The sequence below is a fragment of the Thalassobaculum sp. genome, from assembly GCF_040219215.1.
Lineage (GTDB): Bacteria > Pseudomonadota > Alphaproteobacteria > Thalassobaculales > Thalassobaculaceae > Thalassobaculum_A.
Genome location: NZ_JAVJSX010000012.1, coordinates 101,076 through 121,977, shown reverse-complemented (window position 1 = coordinate 121,977; position 20,902 = coordinate 101,076). Strand labels below are relative to the sequence as shown.

Sequence of the window (20,902 nt, the reverse complement as noted above, 5' to 3'; positions counted from 1 at the left end):
CGCTGGGTCTTCGGCCGGGCGGGCGGCGCCCGGGTGTGCTGGCCAGGGGGTCTCCGACGGGGGTTCGGTCGACCCTGGCCATGCGCCGGCGCAGGCCGGCGCCGGCAGGTTGGAGAACTCGGGGTGTTGTGATCGCGGGGCGCATCAGAAGTGCTCCCGGAACCAGGAACCGACCCGGCCGGCGACGCCGGTCGGCTGCGGCGGCGGCGCCATGCGGGTGGCGTCGATATGCGGGTTGGCGGCGTAGGCCAGCAGCCCGGCGCAGGTCGAGAACGCCGGACCGCCGGCGGCTTCGGCCAAGCCCTGCACCCGGGTCGGCCGACCGAGGCGGATCTGCTTGTCCAGGACCAGCTGCGCCAACTCGCGAACGCCCGGCAGCTGGCTGGCGCCTCCCGTCAGGACGACCCGGCGGCCGGCGACCTTGTCGTAGCCGCTGGCCTCCAGCCGCGACCGGACCAACTCGAAGGTCTCCTCGATCCGTGGCCGCACGATTCCGACCAGCAGGGACTTGGCGACATGATTGGGTTGGGAGTGGTCCTCCTCGCCGATCGTCGGAACGTCGATGGTCTCCTGATCGTCCAGCGGCGAGGGCAGGGCGCTGCCATACAGGGTCTTGATCCGCTCGGCCGCAAGGATCGGCGTCGACAGGCCGCGGGCGATGTCATTGGTCACGTGGTGACCGCCGACCGGGATCGCGTCGGTATGGAGCACGTTGCCGTCGTAGAACACCGCGAAGCTTGTGGTGCCGCCACCCATGTCGATCACGGTGACGCCCAGATCCATCTCGTCGTCGACCAGGGTCGACAGGCCGGAGGCGTAGGGCGACACGACCAGCGCCTCGACGTCCAGATGGCAGCGCTCGATGACCGTGGAGAGCGTCCGCACCGCGCCGGTCCCGGCGGTCACGACGTGCATGTGCGCGCCCAGGGTCTGGCCGTACATGCCGCGCGGATCGCGGATGCCGTTGGCGCCGTCGATGGTGAACCCGACCGGGATCGAGTGGATCAGGTCGCGGTCCTCCAGGCCGTTCAGGCTGCGCCACTGGTCCAGCACCCGGCGCAGATCGGTCTCGCCGACCTCATGCCCGGCAATCGAGACCTCGACGCCGACCGTCTGTGAGTCGGGCCAGCCGCCGGACAGGTTGACGATCACGCCGCGCAGGGTTTCGCCGGCCATCTTCTCGGCGGCGTGCACCGCGTTCAGGATCGAGGCTTCCAGGGCGTCGATGTCGACGATCTGGCCGTTCTTCACGCCGCGCGAGATCTGATGTCCGATGCCGGCAACCCGGATCGAGCCCGCCGGCACGCCGCTGGCGCGCGCCAGCAGCGGGTTTGCCGAAGGCTCGCCGATCCTGGCAACGAAGCAGCACACCTTGCTCGACCCGATGTCGAGTGCGGCGACCAGTCCACTGCGAGGTTTGCCGAGGGGTTTCTTCACGGGGTGATCCTTGCTCGCCTGTTGCCTTAGGTGTTCTTGCCGGGCGCGGTAGCGCGTTCCGCCGCTGCCGGTGTGACCCGCACGATCAGTTGGTTCGGTATCCGAAGGTCGACGATCATGACGTCCCGCTTCAGGACGCCGTGGTCGCGCTCCATGGTGCCGAGTTGGGTCCAGGCCGCGGCTGCGCCGTTTTCCGGCAACTGCACGTCGATGCCTCCGCCCTGGAGATCGTCCAGCCGAACCGTCCAGCGGCGTTCGCCGATCCAGGTCAGCGCCCTTACCCGCGCCAGCAGGTCGGGCTCGCTGGCCAGCATGGCGATGGTGTCGCGGGCCCGCTCCGGCGCGCCCTCACCGATGATGATCGGCAAGGCTCCGAAGCGCCCGAGCTTGCGGTCCGAGATCACCACGCCGTCCTCGTCGACCAGGGCAAGCTTTCCATGCCGCTGCCACAGCGCCATCGGCCGGCGTTCGGTCAGTGCGATGAACAGGGTATCCGGCAGATGCCGCTCGACCCGGGCGCTCTTCACCCAGGGCAGGGCGCTGACCCGCTCGCGAATGGCGTCCAGGTCCAGACTGAGGATCGACGTGCCTCGCTCGACGCCGACCACGTCGAGCAGCATCATCGGATCAGTCTCCTGGCGGCCGGTCACCAGCACATCGTCGACGGCCAACCCGGCGTCCGCCGCGATGCGGTTCGCGCCATCGACCGTGGTCGACCAGACCGCGCCGACCTGGCCGGTCTCGATCGCCCAGCCCACCGTTCCGCCGATGCCGGTCAGCAGGACGGCAACCGCACCCCAGCGCGCCACCGGCGCCAGCCACGTCGGACGGGCGCGACGGCGCAGCCGGCCGCCCGGACTGGTCTTCCGGTTGTTCCCGATCAGTCGTCGCATCGTGCGTCCTCCACCATCCGGGACACCAGCTCGGGGAACGAGATGCCGAGATGGGCCGCCTGTTCGGGGACCAGCGAGGTCGGGGTCATGCCGGGCTGGGTGTTGATCTCCAGCAGGTAGAGTTGGCCGGGCTCACCGGCGGTGTCGTCGTAGCGGAAGTCGGCCCGGCTCACGCCCCTGCAACCGATGGCGCGGTGGGCGCGGGCCGCGATGTCCATGGCCTGACGGCGGATCTCGTCCGGTACCGGGGCTGGCAGCATGTGGATCGAGCCGCCCTCGGCGTACTTCGCATCGTAGTCGTAGAAGCCATGGGACGAGGTGATCTCGGTCACCTCCATGGCCTCGCCGTCCCACACCGCGACCGTCAGTTCACGGCCCGGGACGTAGCGTTCGACCAGCACCGCGTCGCCGAACGGCCAGTCTTCGGCGGTGGGGCGGTAGTTGTCGCCCTCGCGAACGATGTGGACGCCGACGCTGGAGCCCTGGTCGATCGGCTTGATCACATAGGGCGGTGTCATCGGCTCGCCGTCGTCGAAGTCGCTCAGGGTCACGACGCGACCCTCGGGACAGCGAAGGCCATGGCGGGCGAACACGTCCTTGGCGGTTGGCTTGTCCATGGCGACTGCCGATGCGCGGACGCCGGAGTGCGTGTAGGGAATACCCAGGATGTTCAGCACGCCCTGGATGTTGCCGTCCTCGCCGACCGGGCCATGCAGCGCGTTGAACACCACGTCGGGCTTCACCGACTCAAGCTTGCGCGCGATCCCGCGATCGACGTCGATCTCGCTGACCCGCCATCCCGCCTGACGCAGCGCCTTGGCGCACTCCCGGCCGGACGACAGCGAGACGGCGCGTTCCGCCGACCAGCCGCCCATCAGGACGGCGACGTGTGTCTCGGCCCGGCTCATGCCGCACCCCCCGCGCCCGGCGTGCTCCGGCCGATCCGCCTGATTTCCCAGCGCAACGTGATTCCGCTGCTCTCCAGCACCCGCCGACGGACTTCTTCGCCGAGGCTCTCGATGTCCTGGGCAGTGGCGTCGCCGGTGTTCAGCAGGAAGTTGCAGTGCTTCTCCGACACCTGGGCGTCGCCGATGCGCAGGCCCCTGCACCCGGCGGCGTCGATCAACTGCCAGGCCTTGCCGCCTTCCGGATTGGCGAAGGTCGAGCCGCCGGTGCGAACCCGGCGCGGCTGGGTATCCTCGCGGGCGTCGCGGATGTCGATCATGGCCTGGGCGATGGTCGCGGGGTCGCCGGTGCGCGCCTGGAACACAGCGCTGGTGAAGATCCAGTCCTCCGGCACGCCGCAGTGACGGTAGCTGAGCCCCATGTCGACGGGCGCCAGGGTGTGGGCATGACCCAGCGGATCGACCGCGCGGGCCGAGACCAGGACGTCCTTGATCTCCGAGCCATAGGCGCCGGCGTTCATCCGCAACCCGCCGCCGATGGTGCCGGGGATGCCCGACAGAAACTCCAGCCCGGTCAACCCGGCGCGCTGTGCGGTTGCCGCGACCGTGACGTCGAGCGCACCGGCACCGGCGGTTACCCGTTCGCCATCGACAACGGCGGATGCAAAGCCCTTGCCCAGGCGGATGACCACGCCTGGAACGCCGCCGTCGCGGATCAGGGTGTTGGATCCGACGCCGAGGACGGTCACCGGGATGTCTCCTGGCCGGCCGGCAAGAAAGTCGATCAGGTCGGCTTCGTCGGCCGGGCGGAACAACACCTCGGCGGGGCCGCCGACGCGGAACCAGGTGAGTTGCGCGATCGAGGCGTCGGCGCGGTACTCGCCGCGCACCGGCGGCAGCCGTTCGATGAGATGGGTCATGGGTTTGCGATGCCTTGGGGGAGCAAGGGTGATCACGCGCCACCTCCTTCGCCCAAGGCGTGGCGGATCTGGTCGGGCAGTGCCTGGGCCCAGGTCGTGATGTTGCCGGCGCCCAGGCACACGACCATGTCGCCGTCCTTGGCGAAGTCCAGGACCCGGGCGGCCAGTTCGACCGGGTCGCCGAGCGGCTGGACCCGGCGATGGCCACGAGCCCGCAGCCCTTCGACCAGGGCGTCGCGATCGATGCCGGGGATCGGCGATTCGCCGGCCGGGTAGACGTCGGCCACGATGACGGCGTCGGCGTCGTTGAAGCAGGTGCAGAAATCCTCGAACAGGTCGCGCAGTCGGGTGTAGCGGTGCGGCTGGACGACCGCGACCACGCGACCGGCGCCGGACGCCGACCGGGCGGCCGACAGCACGGCAGAGATCTCGACCGGATGGTGGCCGTAGTCGTCGATGACCGTGATGCCGCCGGCCTCGCCGGTCTTGGTGAACCGGCGCTTGACGCCGGCGAAGCCCTGAAGCGACGCGACCACACGGTCGTCCGGCAGCCCCATCTCGCTGGCCACCGCCAGCGCGGCCAGGGCGTTCTGCACGTTGTGCTGGCCGTACATCGGCAGCAGCACGTTCTCCAGCCGCCGCTCGGCTCCGTGCACCCGGTCGGTGATGATCGCCGTGAACCGCGAGCCGGCGGACGTGATCTCCACGTCGATGCCGCGGACATCGGCCTGCGGGCTGAAGCCGTAGGTCACGATGCGGCGATCGGACACCTTCGGGATCAGGGTCTGGACCGTCGGGTGATCCAGGCACATCGCGGCGAAGCCGTAGAACGGGATGTTCTGGACGAACGATTCGAACGCTTTCTGCAGGTTCTCGAACGTGCCGTGGAAATCCAGATGCTCGGGGTCGATGTTGGTGACCACCGCGATGGTGGCCGGCAGCTTTACGAAACTGCCGTCGGACTCGTCGGACTCGACCACCATCCAGTCGCCGGCGCCCAGGCGGGCGTTGGTGCCGATGGCGTTGATGATGCCGCCGTTGATGATCGTCGGATCGAGGCCCGCGCCGTCGAGCACGGTGGAAATCAGCGAGGTGGTGGTGGTCTTGCCGTGGGTGCCGGCGACCGCGATCGACCACTTCAGCCGCATCAGTTCGCCCAGCATCTCGGCGCGATGGACGATCGGCAGCATCCGGCTGCGGGCGGCGGCCAGTTCGGGGTTGTCACCCTTGATGGCGGTCGACACGACCAGGATCGACGCGTCGTCGACGTTGCTGGCGGCGTGACCGACGAACACCGGGATGCCCAGTGATTTCAGGCGCTTGACGCTCGGATTCTCGGCGATGTCGCTGCCCTGGACCGTATAGCCCAGGTTGTGCAGGATCTCGGCAATCCCGCTCATGCCAATCCCGCCGATGCCGACGAAATGGATGGTTCCGATCGAGAGCGGAAGCTGTCTCACGCGGTGGCCCTCCGGGCGCTCGATGCGGTGGTGGCGGCGGCGCCTTGATGCGCCTGACCCGTCGGTACGAGGTTGGCCTGGCGTTCGACCAGGTCGGCCAGTCGGTCGACGGCGTCCGGCACGCCGACGCTGCGGGCGGCCTCGGCCATGGTGGACAGCGTCGCCGGGTCACCGAGGATCTCCGAGAGGATCCGGGCGAGCACGGTGGCGTCGGTCGTTGCCTGCGGCAGGACACGGGCGCCGCCGGCCGCGGCCACGGCACGGGCATTGGCTGTCTGGTGGTCGTCGATGGCGTGCGGGTACGGCACCAGCAGGGCCGGCCGGCCGGCGACCGTGTTCTCGGCGACGGTGGATGCGCCGGATCGGCAGATCAGCAGCCGGGCGTCGGTCAACCGGGCCGGCATGTCGTCGAAGAACCGCCGCACGTCGGCGTCGATGCCGATTGCACGGTAAGCTTCGACAACCCGATCGAACTCGGCGTCGCGCGCCTGCTGCGACAGGCGCAGGCGGTTGCGCAGAGGCTCCGGCAGCAGGGCGATGGCGGCCGGCACCAGTTCGGCGAACACGCTGGCGCCCTGGCTGCCACCGGTGACCAGCACGGCGATCGACGCGTCGTCGGCAAGCGAGGGCACGGCAGCATCACGGACTTGTCGGATCGCCTCGCGGACCGGGTTGCCGGTCAGCACCAGCTTGCGGCGATCGGACGGGCTCACCTTGTCGACGTCGGCGAACGAGACGGCGATCGCGTCGGCGCGCGTGGCCAGCAGCCGGTTGGCACGACCGAGAACGGCATTCTGCTCGTGCAGCACGACGGGAACCTTGCGCGCCGCAGCCGCCAGTACGGTCGGCACGCTGGCATACCCACCGAACCCAACGACCACGGCAGGGTCGAGCTTCCTGATCAGCCGGCGGGCCTCGAAATAGCCAATGAACAGCTCGCCCGCCGCCTTGGCCTTGGCCATCAGGCCACGCCCGGCGATTCCGGCGGCGCGGATCCGATGCACTTCCAGTTGGCCGCTTGCGGTCTCGAAGGCCGTGCCACGGCGGTCGGTAACGAGCCCGACACGGTGGCCGCGTGCCAGCAGAGCGTCGGCAAGGGCCTTGGCGGGGAAAACGTGACCGCCGGTGCCGCCGGCGGCGAGCAGGATCGGCCGTGTCATGGCAACTCCTCCCCGCCGAAGCGCTTGCGGGTGAGGGCCAGCGCCATGCCCATGCCAAGCCCGAGCGCCAGTAGGGAAGAGCCGCCATAGCTGATGAACGGCAGGGTCATGCCCTTGGCCGGCATCAGGTGCACCGACGAGGCCATGTGAACCAGCGCCTGCAGGGCGAACTGGGTAAGCAGGCCGGTCCCGGCCAGCAGCACGAACAGGCTCTGCTCGCTCAGCAGCCGGGCGTAGCCGCGCAGCACCACGAAGGCATACAGCGCGATGATCACCAAACAGGCGATTCCGCCGAATTCCTCACCGGCGACCGCGAAGATGAAGTCGGCGTGGGCGTCGGGCAGGTAGGCCTTCACGGTGCCTTCGCCGGGCCCGGTCCCGATCATGCCGCCGTTCATGAACGCCTCGAGCGACCGGTTGACCTGATAGCTGTCGCCGGCGGAAGGATCGAGGAATCGGTCGATCCGGCTGGCGACATGCGGGAACAGGAAGTAGGAACCGATCAGGCCGAAGACGCCGGCAACGATGAACGCGCCGACCAGGATCATCGGCAATCCGGCTAGGAAGAACTGGCCGAACCAGATTGCCGAGACCACCACCGTCATGCCGAGGTCGGGCTGCGACAGCAGCAGGGCGATCGTCATCAGGTACAGCCCGATGGCGATGATGTGACCTGGGAATCCGTCATTGCGGCGCCATTCGGCGAACATCCAGGCAGAGACCACCGCGAAGAACGGCTTGGCGAATTCGCTCGGCTGCATGGTGAAGCCGGCGATCGACACCCAGCGGGTGGCGCCTTTGATCTCGTTGCCGACCAGCGGCACGATCACCAGCAGGACCAGGGTGGCAGCGAAACCGAGGACCGACATCCGGCGGATCTGCAGGGGCGACAGCAGGGACACGCCGATCATCAGCGCGACCGCCACCGGCATGATCACGAACTGGCGCTGCACGAAGTGGTAGGCGTTGAGGCCGATGCGTTCGGCGACCGGCGGGCTGGCGGCCAGGATCAGCAGGGCGCCGATCAGGACCAGCAGGAACAGGGCGCCGAGCGTCCAGCGGTCGATGGTCCACCACCACTTGCCGAAGATGCTGGTATCGGTGCGGGCGATCGCGCTCATGACGCCCGCCTTTCGCCGGCGTGGTCGCCGGCGCCGTTGCCGTCCAGCAGGTCGTGCACCAGGGCGCGGAAGCGTTCGCCGCGAACCTCGAAGTTCGGGAACTGGTCGAAGGATGCCGCGGCGGGCGACAGCAGCACGACCGCGCCGGGGCGCTGGTCGGCCTGGGCGTCCAGGTGCGCCTGACGGACCGCCATCTCGAGAGTGCGGCACAGTGCCGTCGGACACCCGTCGCCGATCTCCCGGGCGAACGTGCCGGCCGACTCGCCGATCAGGTAGGCCTTGCGGATCCGCGGGAAGAAAGGAGCGAGGGAGGAGACGCCGCCTTCCTTCCCGCGGCCGCCAGCGATCCAGTATATCGCGCTGTAGCAGGCCAGCGCGCGGGCCGCTGCGTCGGCGTTGGTGGCCTTGGAATCGTTGACATAAAGCACGCCACCGGCTTCAGCGATCCGTTCCTGGCGGTGGGCCAGGCCGGGGAAGCTTCGGATGCCGTCGGCGATTGCCGGGCGCGCGATCCCGAGTGCTGCGCAGGCGGCGAACGCGGCGGCCGCATTCTGGGCGTTGTGCTCGCCGGGCAGGGCAGGCGCTTCGGTCATGGACAGCACGGTTTCAGGCCGGCCCGATCGGGCGTCGATCAGTTCGGAGTCCTCGGCGTAGACGCCGCCGACGACCGGTCCCAAACCCGACAGATCGACGATCCGGCGGCCGTCGCGGCGCAGCCGGTCGGCGACATCGCGCGAGTGGACGTCGTCGTTGCCGATCACCGCGAGGCCGCTCGGGGTCTGATGCGCGAAGATCCGGCGCTTGGCGGCGATGTAGCCGGCGAGCGAGCCGTGCCGGTCGATGTGGTCCGGGGTGATGTTCAGCCAGACCGCTACGGTCGGAGCGAGCGACGGTGTCAGTTCGAGCTGGTACGAGCTCAACTCCAGCACGACGACGCCGTTCGGGCCGGGGTCGGCGAACTCGAGGGCCGGCCGGCCGAGGTTCCCGCCGACTTCGACCGGCACGTTGGCCGAAGCCAGGATGTGGCCGATCAGGGCCGTGGTGGTCGATTTGCCGTTGGTCCCGGTGATCGCCACCAACCGGCGGTCCGGCAGGGCGCGCAGCAGCAACTCGACGTCGCCGATGATCGGCACGCCGGCCGCCTTGGCGGCGGCGGCCACCGGGTGCGGTTCGGGGTGGGTATGCGGGATTCCGGGCGACAGGACCAGCGCATCGACGCCGCCCAGACCGCGCTCGGCGAGATCGACAACGGTCGCGCCGTCGACGTCCTGCAGTGCAGCGCGACGATCGGCGGAATCGTCCCAGGCGAACACAGTGGCCCCGGCTGCGGCGAGCGCACGCGCGGCCACGGCCCCGGACTTGCCGAGGCCCATGACCGCGTAGGTGTGGTCGCGCGCGAAGCCGAGGTTCAGCATCGGCTCACCTCAGCTTCAGGGTTGAAAGGCCGATCAGCGCCAGGATGATGGCGATGATCCAGAACCGGATGACGATGGTGGGCTCCTGCCAGCCCTTCTTCTCGAAGTGATGGTGCAGCGGTGCCATGCGGAACACCCGCTTGCCGGTCAGCTTGAACGACGCGACCTGGACGATCACCGACACCGTCTCCAGCACGAACAACCCGCCGATGATCGCCAGGACCAGTTCGTGCTTGGTGATCACGCTGATGGTGCCGAGGGCACCGCCCAGGGACAGCGAGCCGGTGTCGCCCATGAACACCATGGCCGGCGGGGCGTTGAACCACAGGAAGCCCAGGCCGGCGCCGACCAGCGCACCGCAGAACACCGCCAGTTCGCCGGCGCCCGGAACGTGGTGGATCTGCAGGTAGTTGGCGAACACCGCGTTGCCGGACAGGTAGGCGATCAGCGCGAAGCAGCTGCCGGCGATCATCACCGGCACGATCGCCAGCCCGTCGAGGCCGTCGGTCAGGTTCACCGAATTGGAGGCGCCGACCATGACGAATACGGCAAACGGCACGAAGAACCACGACAGCTGGATCAGCACGTCCTTGAAGAACGGCACCGCCAGCCCGAAGGTCAGCGGCTCCGACATCGTCGATGAGATCGCCAGGGTGGCTGCCGTGCCGATGGCGATCTGGAACGCCAGCTTCAGCTTGCCCGGCAGGCCCTTGGAGTTGCGCCGGGTCAGCTTCAGCCAGTCGTCGCCGAACCCGATCGCCCCGAAGCCGATGGTGACCAGCAGGACCGCCCAGACGTAGGAGTTGGCCAGGTTGGCCCACAACAGGGTCGACACGCTGAGTCCGATCAGGATCAGCAGGCCGCCCATGGTCGGCGTGCCCTTTTTGGTCAGCAGATGGCCTTCCGGGCCGTCCTCGCGGATCGGCTGGCCGCCGCGCTGCCGGCTCTTCAGCCAGCGGATCAGCCACGGACCAAGCACGAAGGCGATCAGCAGCGCGGTGATCGTGGCTCCGCCGGTGCGGAACGTCAGGTAGCGAAACAGGTTGAACGCCTGGTGCTGGTCGGCGAGCGGGACAAGCAGGTTGTACAGCATGGCCTCAGCTCCCGTTCACGACGCGACGGGGCGGGGCCGCCAGGGCCTCCAGCGCTGACACGATCGATTTCATCCGCATGCCGAGCGATCCCTTCACCAGCACCACGTCGCCGGGCGCGACCGCAGCGGCGACTGTTGCGGCGAGGGCGTCGGAGGTATCGGCATGGCCGGCGACCAGGGCAGTGGGCAAGGCAGCGGCAAGCGCGGCCATCTCCGGCCCGACCAGGAACACGGCGTCCGGCTTGGCCGCGACCACGGCCTCGGCGAGGCCGCGGTGGGCTTCCGGGGCGGCGGCGCCGAGTTCGAGCATGTCGCCCAGCACGACGATCCGCCGGGCACCCGCGGCTGGCCGGGTGTCGGCAAACACCGCCAAGGCGGCGCGCACCGCAGGCGGGCTGGCGTTGTAGCTCTCGTCGATGAGGGTCAGGTCGCCGTCGGGCAGGCCGAGCTGGACCTGGCCACCGCGTCCACGCATGGCGGTCACGCGGCCGAGGGCAGCCATGCCGATCGCCGGATCGAGTCCGAGCGCCAGCAGCATGGCCGCCACGCCCAGGCTGTTCATCGCCCAGTGCCGCCCGATACCGCCGACGGTCCACGACAGCCGCCGTCCGGCGATGTCCGCGTCGACGCGGGTTCCGGCATGATCGGAAGCCGTGTCCAACAGCCGAACCTCGGCGTTGCTTCCGGCACCGAAGCCGATGATCCGCTTGATGGCCAATCGCCCGGCGTGGCCGGCGAGGCGGTCGAACTGGCCGTTGTCACGGTTCAGCACGACGGTGCCGCCTGGCTCCAGGCCGTCGAAGATCTCGGCCTTGGCGTCGGCGATCTGCTCGATCCCGGTGAAGAAGCCGGCGTGCACCATCTCCACGTTGGTGATCAGCGCGGCGTGCGGCCGGACCATGCGGGACAGCGGGCGGATTTCGTCGGGATGGTTCATGCCGAGTTCGAACACGGCAAACGCGGCGTCGCGGCTGAACCGTGCCAGCGACAGCGGCGCTCCGATGTGATTGTTCAGGTTGCCCTTGCTGGCGTGGGTCGAGCCGTAGGCGGCCAGGGCCGCGGCCAGCATCTCCTTGGAACCGGTCTTGCCGACGCTGCCGGTGACGGCTGCGATCCGTGCCGACGACCGGTTCCGTGCCGCACGTCCGAGGGCGGCAAGACCGGCAAGCGGGTCGGCCACCATCAACAGCGGCGCCGAATCCGCGAGACCGGCCGGCCGGTGGGACACCAGCGCTGCGGATGCCCCGGCCTGCAATGCCTGCTCGACGTAGTCGTGGCCGTCGACCCGTTCGCCCGGCAACGCCACGAACAGGTCGCCCGGCTGCACCGTGCGGGTGTCGATGGCCACGCCGGACGCCTGCCAGCCGCGGCCGAGTGCCGTGCCTCCGGTCGCCGCTACGGCTTCGTCACGGGTCCACAGCTTCGCGCTCATGACGCTGCTCCCTGGCGAGAGGCAGCCTCGCGGGCGACCGTGGCATCGTCGAACGGACGGATCTCGCCTTTGATCTCCTGGCCCTGCTCGTGACCCTTGCCGGCAATCATCAGGACGTCGCCCGGCCCGAGCCGCGACACGGCGGACAGGATCGCCTCGGCGCGGTCGCCGATCTCCTCGCCGCCGGGACAGGCGGCCAGCGCCGCGGCGCGGATCGTTGCCGGATCTTCCGAACGCGGGTTGTCGTCGGTGACGATCGGCTTGTCTGCGAGCTTGCCGACAGTGCAACCCATCATCGGGCGCTTGCCTGGGTCGCGGTCGCCGCCGCAGCCGAACACGCACCACAGCTTTCCGTGAGTGTGCGGACGGATGGCGTTCAGCACCGTCTCCAGCGCGTCGGGGGTGTGGGCGTAGTCGACATAGATCGCGGCACCGTTCGCCAGGACGGCGACCCGCTCCATGCGCCCGCGCACGCCGGCAAGCTGGCCAAGCGCGGCGATCGCCTCGGCCTCGGGCGTGCCGCTGGCGATCGCGAGGCCGAGTGCGGCGAGTGCGTTCCATGCCTGGAAGTCGCCGACCAGCGGCAACTCGACCGTGCGGGCCCGTCCCAGCACGATCAGGTCGAGCAGTTGGCCGTCGGGCCGGGCAACCCGGCTCGCCAATCGCAACTCGGCACCCGGCCGCCGGCCGTAGCTGAGGATGCGGTGGCCGCGCCGGGCGGCGGCTGCTGCGAAGCCCTGATACTCCGCTGAATCGATGTTCAGGACGGCGGTTCCGGCAGTGTCCATAACCCGCTCGAACAGCGCGAGCTTGGCAACCCGGTAGGCGTCCATCGAACCGTGGTAGTCGAGGTGATCGCGGGTCAGGTTGGTGAACGCCGCCGCCTTGATCCGCACGCCATCCAGCCGGGACTGGTGCAGGCCGTGGCTCGACGCTTCCATGGCGGCGTGGGTGACGCCGCGCTCGGCGAGATCCTTCAGGACCGCGTGCAGCCGGATCGGATCCGGCGTGGTCAGGCTCGGCCCCTCGGGCTTGCCGTCGACCATCAGTCCCAGGGTGCCGAGGCTGGCCGAGCGCTGGCCGGTTAGCGCCCAGATCTGCCGGGTGAACTCGGCCACCGAGGTCTTGCCATTGGTCCCGGTGACCGCCACCACGGTGTCCGGTTGGGTGGCGTAGAATCGGGCTGCCATCCGGGCCAGACGCCGGCGCGGATCGGCATCCATCACCAGGGGAACGCGGCCGCCGATGCGGGCTTCGGCGTCCGGCGTGGTCAGCACCGCGCACGCGCCGCGGCCCAGCGCGTCATCGATGTAGCGGCGACCGTCCAGCTTGTGGCCGGGCAGAGCCGCGAACAGCCAGCCGGGCCGGACCTCGCGGCTGTCAGCGGTCAGGCCGGCGACATCCGGATCGGCCCCGCCGATGATCGCCGGGTTCATGCTTCGGCCGTCGATTAGCTCAGAAAGACGCAAGGCGCTTACCTCCCTCGACCGGCACTTCGATCATCAGATCGCGGCGAATCTCGGGCGATTCCGGGTCCACCGGTGCCACACCGAGGAGGGGAGCTGACCGTGCGATGATCCGGCTGATGGCCGGGGCTGCCACCCAGCCGCCGGTCGCGTAGCCGTGGGATTCCTTGGTTCCCTTGGGTTCGTCGACCATGACCAGCACGACGTAGCGCGGCTTTTGCATCGGGAAGGCGGCGACAAACGAAGAGATCAGGGCCTTGCGCTTGTATCCGCCGCGCCCGCCGACCTTCTCGGCCGTGCCGGTCTTGCCGCCGACAATGTAGCCATCGGCGTCGGCCTTGCGGCCGGTTCCGTCGCCGACGACCAGACGCATCAGGCGGCGCATGTCGTGCGATGTGCGGTCAGAGATGATCCGCTCGCCGGGCGAGGGGATGTCGGTTTCAAGAATCGTCAGCGGCCGACGGATGCCACCATTCACCATGGCGGCGACCCCGGCGACCAGATGCATCGGGCTGACCGACAGGCCGTGGCCGAAGGCGATGGTCATGGTGTTGATCGGCCGCCACGGGCTGGGGACCATCGGCCGGCCGAGTTCTGGCAGCTCAAGGGCGGTCTCGCGCAGCATGCCAAGCTTGGCCATGAACGCGCGCTGCCCCTCGGTGCCGACGTCGACCGCCATCTTCACCGAGCCGATGTTCGACGAATACTTGAAGATCTCCGGCACCGACAGCCAGCGCCGCTTTGCGTGGTAGTCGCTGATCGTGAAGCGGGAGATCTTGATCGGGTTGGTGGCGTCGTAGCCGCTGCGCATGGTGGCGGTGCCCGCTTCGAGCGCCATGGCCGTGTTGAAGATCTTGAAGGTGGAGCCCATTTCGTACACGCCGAGCGTCGCCCGGTTGAACAGAGCGTCGGCGTCCATCTGGCCGGCGACGTTGGAGTCGAAATCAGGCAACGACACCATGGCGATGGTCTCGCCGGTGTCGACATCCACGACGACGCCCGCGCCGCCAATGGCGTCGAACGTGGCGATCTGCTGGGCCAGTTCCTGACGCACGATGTGCTGGACCCGCAGGTCGAGCGCCAGCCGCAACGGTTCGCGGCCGCCGCGCAGAACATCGTCGAAGCTGCGTTCCACGCCGGAGATGCCGCGGTCATCGACGTCGGTGAAGCCCACCACATGCGCAGTCAGCGATCCCTGGGGATAGACTCGCTTCCACTCGTCGAAGAAGTGCAGCCCCGGAATCCCCAGGCTGTTGATCTGCTGCTGCTCGCGCGGTGTCAGGTTGCGCTTCAGCCAGACGAAGCGCCGGTCGGATGCCAGTTTCGCAGCGGTTTCCGCCGGGTTGATGTCGGGCAGCGCCGTTGCCAAGCGGAAGGCCGCGTCCTCGGCGTCGAGCACTTCCTTCGGATCGGCGTACAGCGACGGGGTGCGCAGCGACGTTGCGACCAGCAGTCCGTTGCGATCGACGATGTCAGCACGGCCGACGGTCAGCGTCGTGTCGACGGACGACGCGCTCAACGCTGGCTCGCCGTGATTGCGCAGTGCCGACAACTCGACGACGCGCGCGCTGACGGCGACGAAAGCGAGACCGATCAGGCAGCCGGCGAGGATCAGCCGGTTGCGCCCGGTCTCGATCGCCTGTTTGGCGTGACCTTCCAGGCGAACCGTTTCAGAGCGCGTCCTCATCGGCGGGCCTCCCGGGTGAAGGCAACCGGCCGGCCCACCGGGAGCGGGGGCAGGTTTGTGGCGTCCGGCCCGATTGAAGCCTGCGTCACGGACATGCCGTCAGGACCGTTGGGGTCCGGCAGCGGCAGGCGCATCGGCAGCAGTTCGATGGAGCCGATGCGCTGGTTGTCGAGTGGCACCAGGTCGAGGTGCCGCCTTACCAGGGCTTCCAGGCGGTCGGGGCGGTTCAGGTAGCTCCATTCGGCCTCCAGCACGTGGATGGCCTCTTGGCTGGACAGGATCTGGCGGTGCAGTTGGGCGAGTTGTTCCTCGCGTCGCTGCACCTCGTGCTTGACCAGGAACAGCGCGACGCCCAGGCAGGTCGCGATCAGGAACCACAGGATGGTTGAGCGACGCATTACGCCACCTCGTCCACCGGCCAGGCCGGAGCATCGGTGCGCTGGCCGACCCGCAGTCGGGCCGAGCGTGCACGGGCGTTGCGCGCCGCTTCGTCGTCGCTCGGCGCGATCGGCCGGCCGGTGATCACCTCGAAGGTCGGACGCGGGCCGTCGACCGGGCCGGCGATGGCCGCCATCGCGTGGCGCGACGGGCCGGACGTCCGGCCGGACCGGCGGCGCAGGAAGGTCTTGACCCGCCGGTCCTCAAGCGAATGAAAGGAGACCACGGCCAGCCTGCCTCCCGGGGAGAGCAGCCGTTCGGCGGCCTGAAGGCCGTGGTCGAGTTCGTCAAGTTCGCGGTTCACATGAATGCGCAGGGCCTGGAACGTCCGGGTGGCCGGGTCAATCCCGCCCGACTTGGAGGACGGCACGACGCGGCGGACGATTGTGGCGAGCTCGCCGGTGCGGGTGATGGGGCCGTTCAGGCGTGCGGCAACCAGGGCCCGGGCGACCCGGCGCGCGTAACGTTCCTCGCCCAGATAGAACACGATGTCGGCCAGTTCGGCCTCGGTGGCGCCGTTGACGACGTCGGCCGCACTCGGCCCGGCCTTCTCCATGCGCATGTCGAGCGGACCGTCGAAGCGGAACGAGAAGCCGCGCTCGGCATCGTCGATCTGCGGGGACGACACGCCGAGATCCAGGGCAACACCGTCGACCTGTGCGGCACCGGCATGGGCCACCAGCTGGTCCATGGCGCCGAACCGGCCTTCGATCGCGATCAACCGGCCGCCGAACTCCTGCGCCAGGATGCCGGCGCGCTTGATCGCCTCGGGATCGCGGTCGATGGCGTAGACCGTGCAATTGGCGGCTGTCAGCAGCGCCCGGGTGTAGCCGCCGACACCGAAAGTGCCGTCGACGTACCGGCCGCCATCACGCGGCGCCAGCGCTTCGACCACCGGTTCAAGCATCACCGGGACGTGCAGGGCGGCGTCGGTCATCGCCCACCCCCGCTGTCGTCGTTCTTGACGATGCGCAGGGTGGCGCCGGATTGCCGTGCCCGGGCGCGCTTTTCAGCGCGATAGGTCTCGTAGGTGGCGGGTTTCCAGATCTGGAAACCCTTGCCCTGGCCGACAAAAACGACGGTGTCGTCAATTTCCGCGAACTCGATCAGTTCTTTCGGCATCATGACCCGACCGTCGCCGTCGACGGTTAGGCGAATGGAGTCGGCCAGGATGGTCTGCAGGTTTTCGGCTTCCTCGGAGAACGCGTCCAGCGCATCGATCGATTCCGCGATCTGCTCGATCCGCTCGTCGCCGCAACCCTCGATGCAGGGGTGCTTGAACGAGGGGTACAGGATCAGGCCGGTCGATTTTTCCTGCTCCAGGGCCGCACGAAAGGTCGCCGGGACGGATACCCGCCCCTTCTTGTCGATCTTGTTCGCGAATGTGGACAGAAAAACTGCCACTGCGGCCCTCGCGTGTCGGGATTTCGATCCCTATTCGTCGACCTCTCGGCCCGATCGCCCTCCTCGTCCCCGAACCGCGTCCGGGCGATCGACCCGGCCCGGCGAACGGTGCGGCATGGGATAGGCCCGCCTCGTTCATGGGATGATCTGGGATATCATGGGACACGGTGGGCGTCAACGGGAGCGCGGCGTCATTCCTTGGGCTGTACCCGGTCAAACTGCGGTTTTGCCTCCAATCGAGAAGTGCTCGAAAGAACACGCAATGCGATCCAAAGGAGCAGCGTGGTACAGCGTGCGGGTTTTATTGTTCTTGAAATGTTCTTGTTTGGGCCTCGGAACCGGGGCCGGTCGCCATGGGTTCCGGTTGCGGGAACGGCCAGTCCGGTCGTTTGAGTTCGAACGGAGCACTGTGATGGCAAATGGATTTGACTACGGGAATGCCCGCCGCGCCGCCCTGGTGGTGATTGCGGCAATGGGCTTGGCCCTCGGAGGCTGTACGAACACCATCAAGGGGGCCGAGAAGGACAGCCAGAAGGTCTTCGGTACGTCCGGCGGCAGCCCGAAGACCGGACAGAACCCGACCTCGTCGAACGCAAAGGGCGGGTGGACGAACCCACAGTGACCGTCTCTGCAGAAGGCGCTTAGCCGCCTTCCGCCCAGATGCCCTTGCGTTCCAGCCGTGCCTTGCGCTCGGCGCGAACGTAGCCGGCGGGTGCGTCCGGGGAGGCCCGGCCGCCGCCGTTGAACAGCACGACTTCCGAGAGATCCCAGCCGTCGACCTCGCATCGGTGCTGGCCATTCGCTGAAGCCCGGCACTGCACGTCGCGGTGGCCGATATACTCAGCCATGGCCTGCGCCGGTGCGCCGGATTTGCCGATCACCCCCAGCAGGCGGACCTGCTGGCCGTCGACCCGGAGGGTGCCGGTGTCGACCACCGCGGCCTGGCCTTCGATCGGTGCGGCCGTTCCAGGTTGCGATGCCGCCACCGGAGTGGTCGAGTACGCAGGAGCGCCCTTCAGCGCGTCGGTCATGAACGCCTGCCACACCCGGGCCGGCAGGCCGCCGCCGGTGACCTTGTTCATCGGTCGGTCGTCGTCGTTCCCGACCCACACGCCGACAACCAGATCGCCCGCGAAGCCGACGAACCAGGCATCGCGATTGTCCTGGGTGGTTCCGGTCTTACCGTAGGCCGGGACCGGCAGCCGCGCCGCTCCTCCGGTGCCGCCGTCGACCACGGCCCTCAGCAGGTCGAGCATCGCCGCGCGCGGCCACCGCGAGTCGGGAAAGTCGTCGACCCGCGCGGCCAGCGGCAGGTTCGCCGGGGTGGTCATGCTTTCGACAACGCGGGGCCGCACCCGCACCTTGCCGGCCTGGACAGCGGCGAACGCCGCGGTGATCTCGACCAGCGAGACCTCCGTGGTGCCGAGTACCAGGCTCGGATGCGCAGGCAGCGACCCGCTGATGCCCATGGACTTGGCGAGTTCGATGACCTTGTCGCGGCCGACCCGTTCCTGCAGGCGGACCGAGGCGGCGTTGTAGGAGCGTGAGAAGGCTTCGCGGACCGTGACCGTCCCGTGGAACCTGTTGGTGTAGTTGCCAGGACTCCAGCCATCGATCGTGACCGGCTGGTCCTCGACGCGGTCGTCCGGCATCACCCCTGCCCGCAGGGCTGCCAGATAGACGAACAGCTTGAACAGCGAGCCGGGCTGCCGCCGCGCCTGGACGGCGCGGTTGTATTCGGATGCCGCGTAGTCCACCCCGCCGACAACAGCAAGGATCCGCCCGTCCGGCTGCATCGCGACCAGGGCCCCCTGGGTGGCGCCGGCGTCGGGGCCCTCCTTGTGGAGGAAGTCCTGCAGGGTTCTGGTCGCCAACTCCTGCAGCCCGGGATCGATGGTCGTGCGCACTGTCAGCGAGCCGGACAGGTCGCCTATGTCGCTTCGGACGCTCGCAGCCGCCCAGTCAGCGGGATAGGCCGAAGCGATCGAGGATACAGGCTGGGCTGAGAGTGTTGCGGGTTGAGCTTTTGCCGCCGCCGCCTGTTCCGGCGTGATCGAGCCGACTTCCACCATTGTGTCCAGCACGAGGGAGGCGCGTTCCTGGGCGGTCTTCAGCGCGACGGTCGGCGCGGTGCGGGACGGAGCCTGAGCGAGGCCGGCGAGCATGGCAGCCTCCGACAACGTCGCCTCGCCCGCTGATTTGCCGAAATAGCGTCGCGAGGCGGCGTCCACCCCGTAGGCACCGGCGCCGAGATAGACCGTGTTCAGGTAGCGTTCGATGATCGCATCCTTGGTCAGGCGTCGCTCCAGCCAGATGGCGAGCGCGGCCTCCTGGACCTTTCGGCTGAGGGTTTTCTCGGGGGTCAGGTAGGTGTTCTTGACGAGCTGCTGGGTGATGGTGCTGGCGCCTTGCCGCCAGGAACCGTCGGACGCGTTCACCACGGCGGCACGCGCTATGCCGAAGATGTCGACGCCCGGATGTTCCCGAAAGCGCCGGTCCTCGAACGCGATGAACGCCTGTGGCAGATGCTCCGGCATGGCCGACAGCGCCAGCGATCCACCGGGACTGACACCGCGGTAGGCCATCGGCTGACCGTCCCTGTCCTGGATGACCAGGGCCAATCGACTTGGTTCGCGAAAGTCGGCGGTCAGCGGCAGATGCCAGAGCAGCCCGACCACGGTGAGCAGGCCGGCAACCGCGAGTGCGCCTGCGACGAAGGCGCCAACCTTCAGCCCCCGCACCAGTTTCGGCCGGGCGGAGAGATACTGCATCGGACGCATTCGGCTGGACCTCGTTCGCGATAGGGCGCGAGAGGAACGCCGCCGGCTGGGCATCGGTTGCGAGGGCAATCACGGATCAGACGGTCTGTAAGCCGGGTTCTGTATCCCGCCGTGGTTTCCCGATCCCGAAGGACGAGACCGGTCGGCGGGTGACGACCATTCATCTGGGACGATCGTTACCGACCGCCTCGCGCGACCTACCCGGACAACGATGCGGGAATGCATCCGCCGCCAGCTTCATCGCTGAAGCCGCGACCGGTCGTCCCTAGTCGGTCTTGCTCCCGGTGGGGTTTACCTTGCCGTCGCCGTTACCGGAGACGCGGTGCGCTCTTACCGCACCCTTTCACCCTTACCCGTCTGGTCCGGACCGAAATCCGGCTGGAACGGGCGGTTTGCTTTCTGTGGCACTATCCCTGGGGTCGCCCCCGCCGGGTGTTACCCGGCACCGTATTCCCGTGGAGCCCGGACTTTCCTCCCATCCCGATCCCCGAAGGGCCGGGACCGGCGGCCGTCCGACCGTCTGATCCGTGGCCAGGACTTAGCACGCGGGGGGTGTCCGTCAAGCGGCACGCTGCTCTAGGATCGCGCCCTACACCTCGCAGGAGACGGTCATGCCGGCACAACCGTTCGACCTCTACGGGTTTGCGGCCAGCGTCTATGTGCGCTCGGTTCGGCTGGCGCTGGAGGAGAAGGGCCTGCCCTATACCCTGAACGAAGTCGATCCGTTCCAACCGGGCGGGCCGCCGGCGTGGTACCGGGCGCTGCATCCGTTCGGCAAGATCCCGGCGTTCCGCGATGGCGGGGTCGAACTGTTCGAGAGCGACGCGATCCTGCGCTACCTGGATGCAGCGTATCCCGAGCATCCGCTGACCCCTGCAGATCCGCCCGGCATTGCCCGGATGACCCAGGTCATGCGGGTCATGGACGGCTATGCCTACCCGGCGATGATCTGGACGGTATTCGTCATGCTGGCCCGCGAGCGGGAGGAGGGGCGCTTGCCGTTGGACGACGGACTGGCACAGTCCCGCACGGTGCTGGAGGTGCTGGATCGGCTGATGCCGCGGGGGAGCGAATTCCTGGTGGGGAACACGTTGACCCTGGCCGATACCCATGCGCTACCGATGCTGATCTACTTCGCCGAGACCGAGCCTGGCCGGGCAATGCTGGCCGACGTGCCGCGCCTGAACGGCTGGCTGACACGCATGCGTCGACGACGGTCGACGATCGCTACGCGCTCACCGCTGGAAGAGTGGGAAGGGGGTTAGGAAAAAACGCCCCGAGGCAAAGAGCC

At 68.5% G+C, this 20,902-nt stretch carries 18 protein-coding genes and 1 other RNA gene; 2 read left to right on the top strand and 17 right to left on the bottom strand.

Features of this window, described 5'->3' with window-relative positions:
- Positions 1-144: 144 nt before the first annotated feature.
- From ftsA to mraZ, 15 genes are read right to left on the bottom strand one after another with little or no spacing between them, the layout of a single operon-like run.
- Positions 145-1,437, bottom strand: a complete 1,293-nt coding sequence (gene ftsA, locus RIC54_RS11525) for a cell division protein FtsA (protein ID WP_350097135.1) — start codon at positions 1,435-1,437, stop codon at positions 145-147.
- Between the two features lie 26 nt (positions 1,438-1,463).
- The gene (locus RIC54_RS11520) at positions 1,464-2,330 is read right to left on the bottom strand and encodes a cell division protein FtsQ/DivIB (protein WP_350097133.1); all 867 of its coding nucleotides are present in this window, start codon (positions 2,328-2,330) and stop codon (positions 1,464-1,466) included.
- A complete protein-coding gene (locus RIC54_RS11515) occupies positions 2,318-3,238 on the bottom strand; it encodes a D-alanine--D-alanine ligase (protein WP_350097131.1) in 921 nt (306 codons plus the stop codon). Before RIC54_RS11515 ends, RIC54_RS11520 begins: the two co-directional genes overlap by 13 nt.
- Positions 3,235-4,155 (bottom strand): UDP-N-acetylmuramate dehydrogenase, encoded by a 921-nt coding sequence (gene murB / locus RIC54_RS11510; RefSeq protein WP_350097129.1) that lies wholly within the window; start codon positions 4,153-4,155, stop codon positions 3,235-3,237. The genes RIC54_RS11515 and murB overlap by 4 nt, the downstream gene beginning before the upstream one ends.
- Before the next feature lie 32 nt (positions 4,156-4,187).
- Positions 4,188-5,615 carry a UDP-N-acetylmuramate--L-alanine ligase gene (gene murC / locus RIC54_RS11505; protein WP_350097127.1) on the bottom strand — a complete coding sequence of 476 codons (1,428 nt, stop codon included), beginning with the start codon at positions 5,613-5,615 and terminating at the stop codon, positions 4,188-4,190.
- Positions 5,612-6,775: an undecaprenyldiphospho-muramoylpentapeptide beta-N-acetylglucosaminyltransferase gene (murG, locus tag RIC54_RS11500; protein ID WP_350097125.1), complete on the bottom strand. Its 1,164-nt coding sequence runs from the start codon at positions 6,773-6,775 to the stop codon at positions 5,612-5,614. Before murG ends, murC begins: the two co-directional genes overlap by 4 nt.
- Positions 6,772-7,896, bottom strand: a complete 1,125-nt coding sequence (locus tag RIC54_RS11495) for an FtsW/RodA/SpoVE family cell cycle protein (RefSeq protein ID WP_350097123.1) — start codon at positions 7,894-7,896, stop codon at positions 6,772-6,774. Before RIC54_RS11495 ends, murG begins: the two co-directional genes overlap by 4 nt.
- On the bottom strand, positions 7,893-9,311 hold the full coding sequence (gene murD / locus RIC54_RS11490) for a UDP-N-acetylmuramoyl-L-alanine--D-glutamate ligase (RefSeq protein WP_350097121.1): 1,419 nt from the start codon (positions 9,309-9,311) through the stop codon (positions 7,893-7,895). The genes RIC54_RS11495 and murD overlap by 4 nt, the downstream gene beginning before the upstream one ends.
- Positions 9,312-9,315: 4 nt before the next feature.
- A complete protein-coding gene (gene mraY / locus RIC54_RS11485; protein ID WP_350097119.1) occupies positions 9,316-10,404 on the bottom strand; it encodes a phospho-N-acetylmuramoyl-pentapeptide-transferase in 1,089 nt (362 codons plus the stop codon).
- Positions 10,405-10,408: 4 nt separating this feature from the next.
- A complete protein-coding gene (locus RIC54_RS11480) occupies positions 10,409-11,836 on the bottom strand; it encodes a UDP-N-acetylmuramoyl-tripeptide--D-alanyl-D-alanine ligase (protein ID WP_350097117.1) in 1,428 nt (475 codons plus the stop codon).
- A complete protein-coding gene (locus tag RIC54_RS11475) occupies positions 11,833-13,272 on the bottom strand; it encodes a UDP-N-acetylmuramoyl-L-alanyl-D-glutamate--2,6-diaminopimelate ligase (RefSeq protein WP_350097115.1) in 1,440 nt (479 codons plus the stop codon). Before RIC54_RS11475 ends, RIC54_RS11480 begins: the two co-directional genes overlap by 4 nt.
- Before the next feature lie 19 nt (positions 13,273-13,291).
- Positions 13,292-14,989, bottom strand: coding sequence for a peptidoglycan D,D-transpeptidase FtsI family protein (locus tag RIC54_RS11470; RefSeq protein WP_350097113.1), 1,698 nt, complete (start codon positions 14,987-14,989; stop codon positions 13,292-13,294).
- Positions 14,986-15,387 (bottom strand): cell division protein FtsL, encoded by a 402-nt coding sequence (gene ftsL, locus RIC54_RS11465; protein WP_350097111.1) that lies wholly within the window; start codon positions 15,385-15,387, stop codon positions 14,986-14,988. The genes RIC54_RS11470 and ftsL overlap by 4 nt, the downstream gene beginning before the upstream one ends.
- Positions 15,387-16,364, bottom strand: a complete 978-nt coding sequence (gene rsmH, locus RIC54_RS11460) for a 16S rRNA (cytosine(1402)-N(4))-methyltransferase RsmH (protein ID WP_350097109.1) — start codon at positions 16,362-16,364, stop codon at positions 15,387-15,389. Before rsmH ends, ftsL begins: the two co-directional genes overlap by 1 nt.
- On the bottom strand, positions 16,361-16,831 hold the full coding sequence (gene mraZ, locus RIC54_RS11455; RefSeq protein WP_350097107.1) for a division/cell wall cluster transcriptional repressor MraZ: 471 nt from the start codon (positions 16,829-16,831) through the stop codon (positions 16,361-16,363). The genes rsmH and mraZ overlap by 4 nt, the downstream gene beginning before the upstream one ends.
- Before the next feature lie 412 nt (positions 16,832-17,243).
- Here mraZ and RIC54_RS11450 point away from each other — a divergent pair, with 412 nt between their 5' ends.
- Positions 17,244-17,453 (top strand): hypothetical protein, encoded by a 210-nt coding sequence (locus tag RIC54_RS11450; RefSeq protein ID WP_350097105.1) that lies wholly within the window; start codon positions 17,244-17,246, stop codon positions 17,451-17,453.
- Between the two features lie 19 nt (positions 17,454-17,472).
- On the opposite strand, the gene RIC54_RS11445 is transcribed toward RIC54_RS11450, so the two are convergent.
- Both RIC54_RS11445 and rnpB read right to left on the bottom strand, forming a co-directional pair.
- Complete coding sequence (locus RIC54_RS11445; protein WP_350097103.1) at positions 17,473-19,611, bottom strand: PBP1A family penicillin-binding protein; 2,139 nt, start codon at positions 19,609-19,611, stop codon at positions 17,473-17,475.
- 72 nt (positions 19,612-19,683) lie between these two features.
- An RNA gene (gene rnpB / locus RIC54_RS11440) (RNase P RNA component class A) lies at positions 19,684-20,135 on the bottom strand.
- Between the two features lie 87 nt (positions 20,136-20,222).
- Here rnpB and RIC54_RS11435 point away from each other — a divergent pair.
- On the top strand, positions 20,223-20,876 hold the full coding sequence (locus RIC54_RS11435; RefSeq protein WP_350097101.1) for a glutathione S-transferase family protein: 654 nt from the start codon (positions 20,223-20,225) through the stop codon (positions 20,874-20,876).
- Positions 20,877-20,902: the final 26 nt, after the last annotated feature.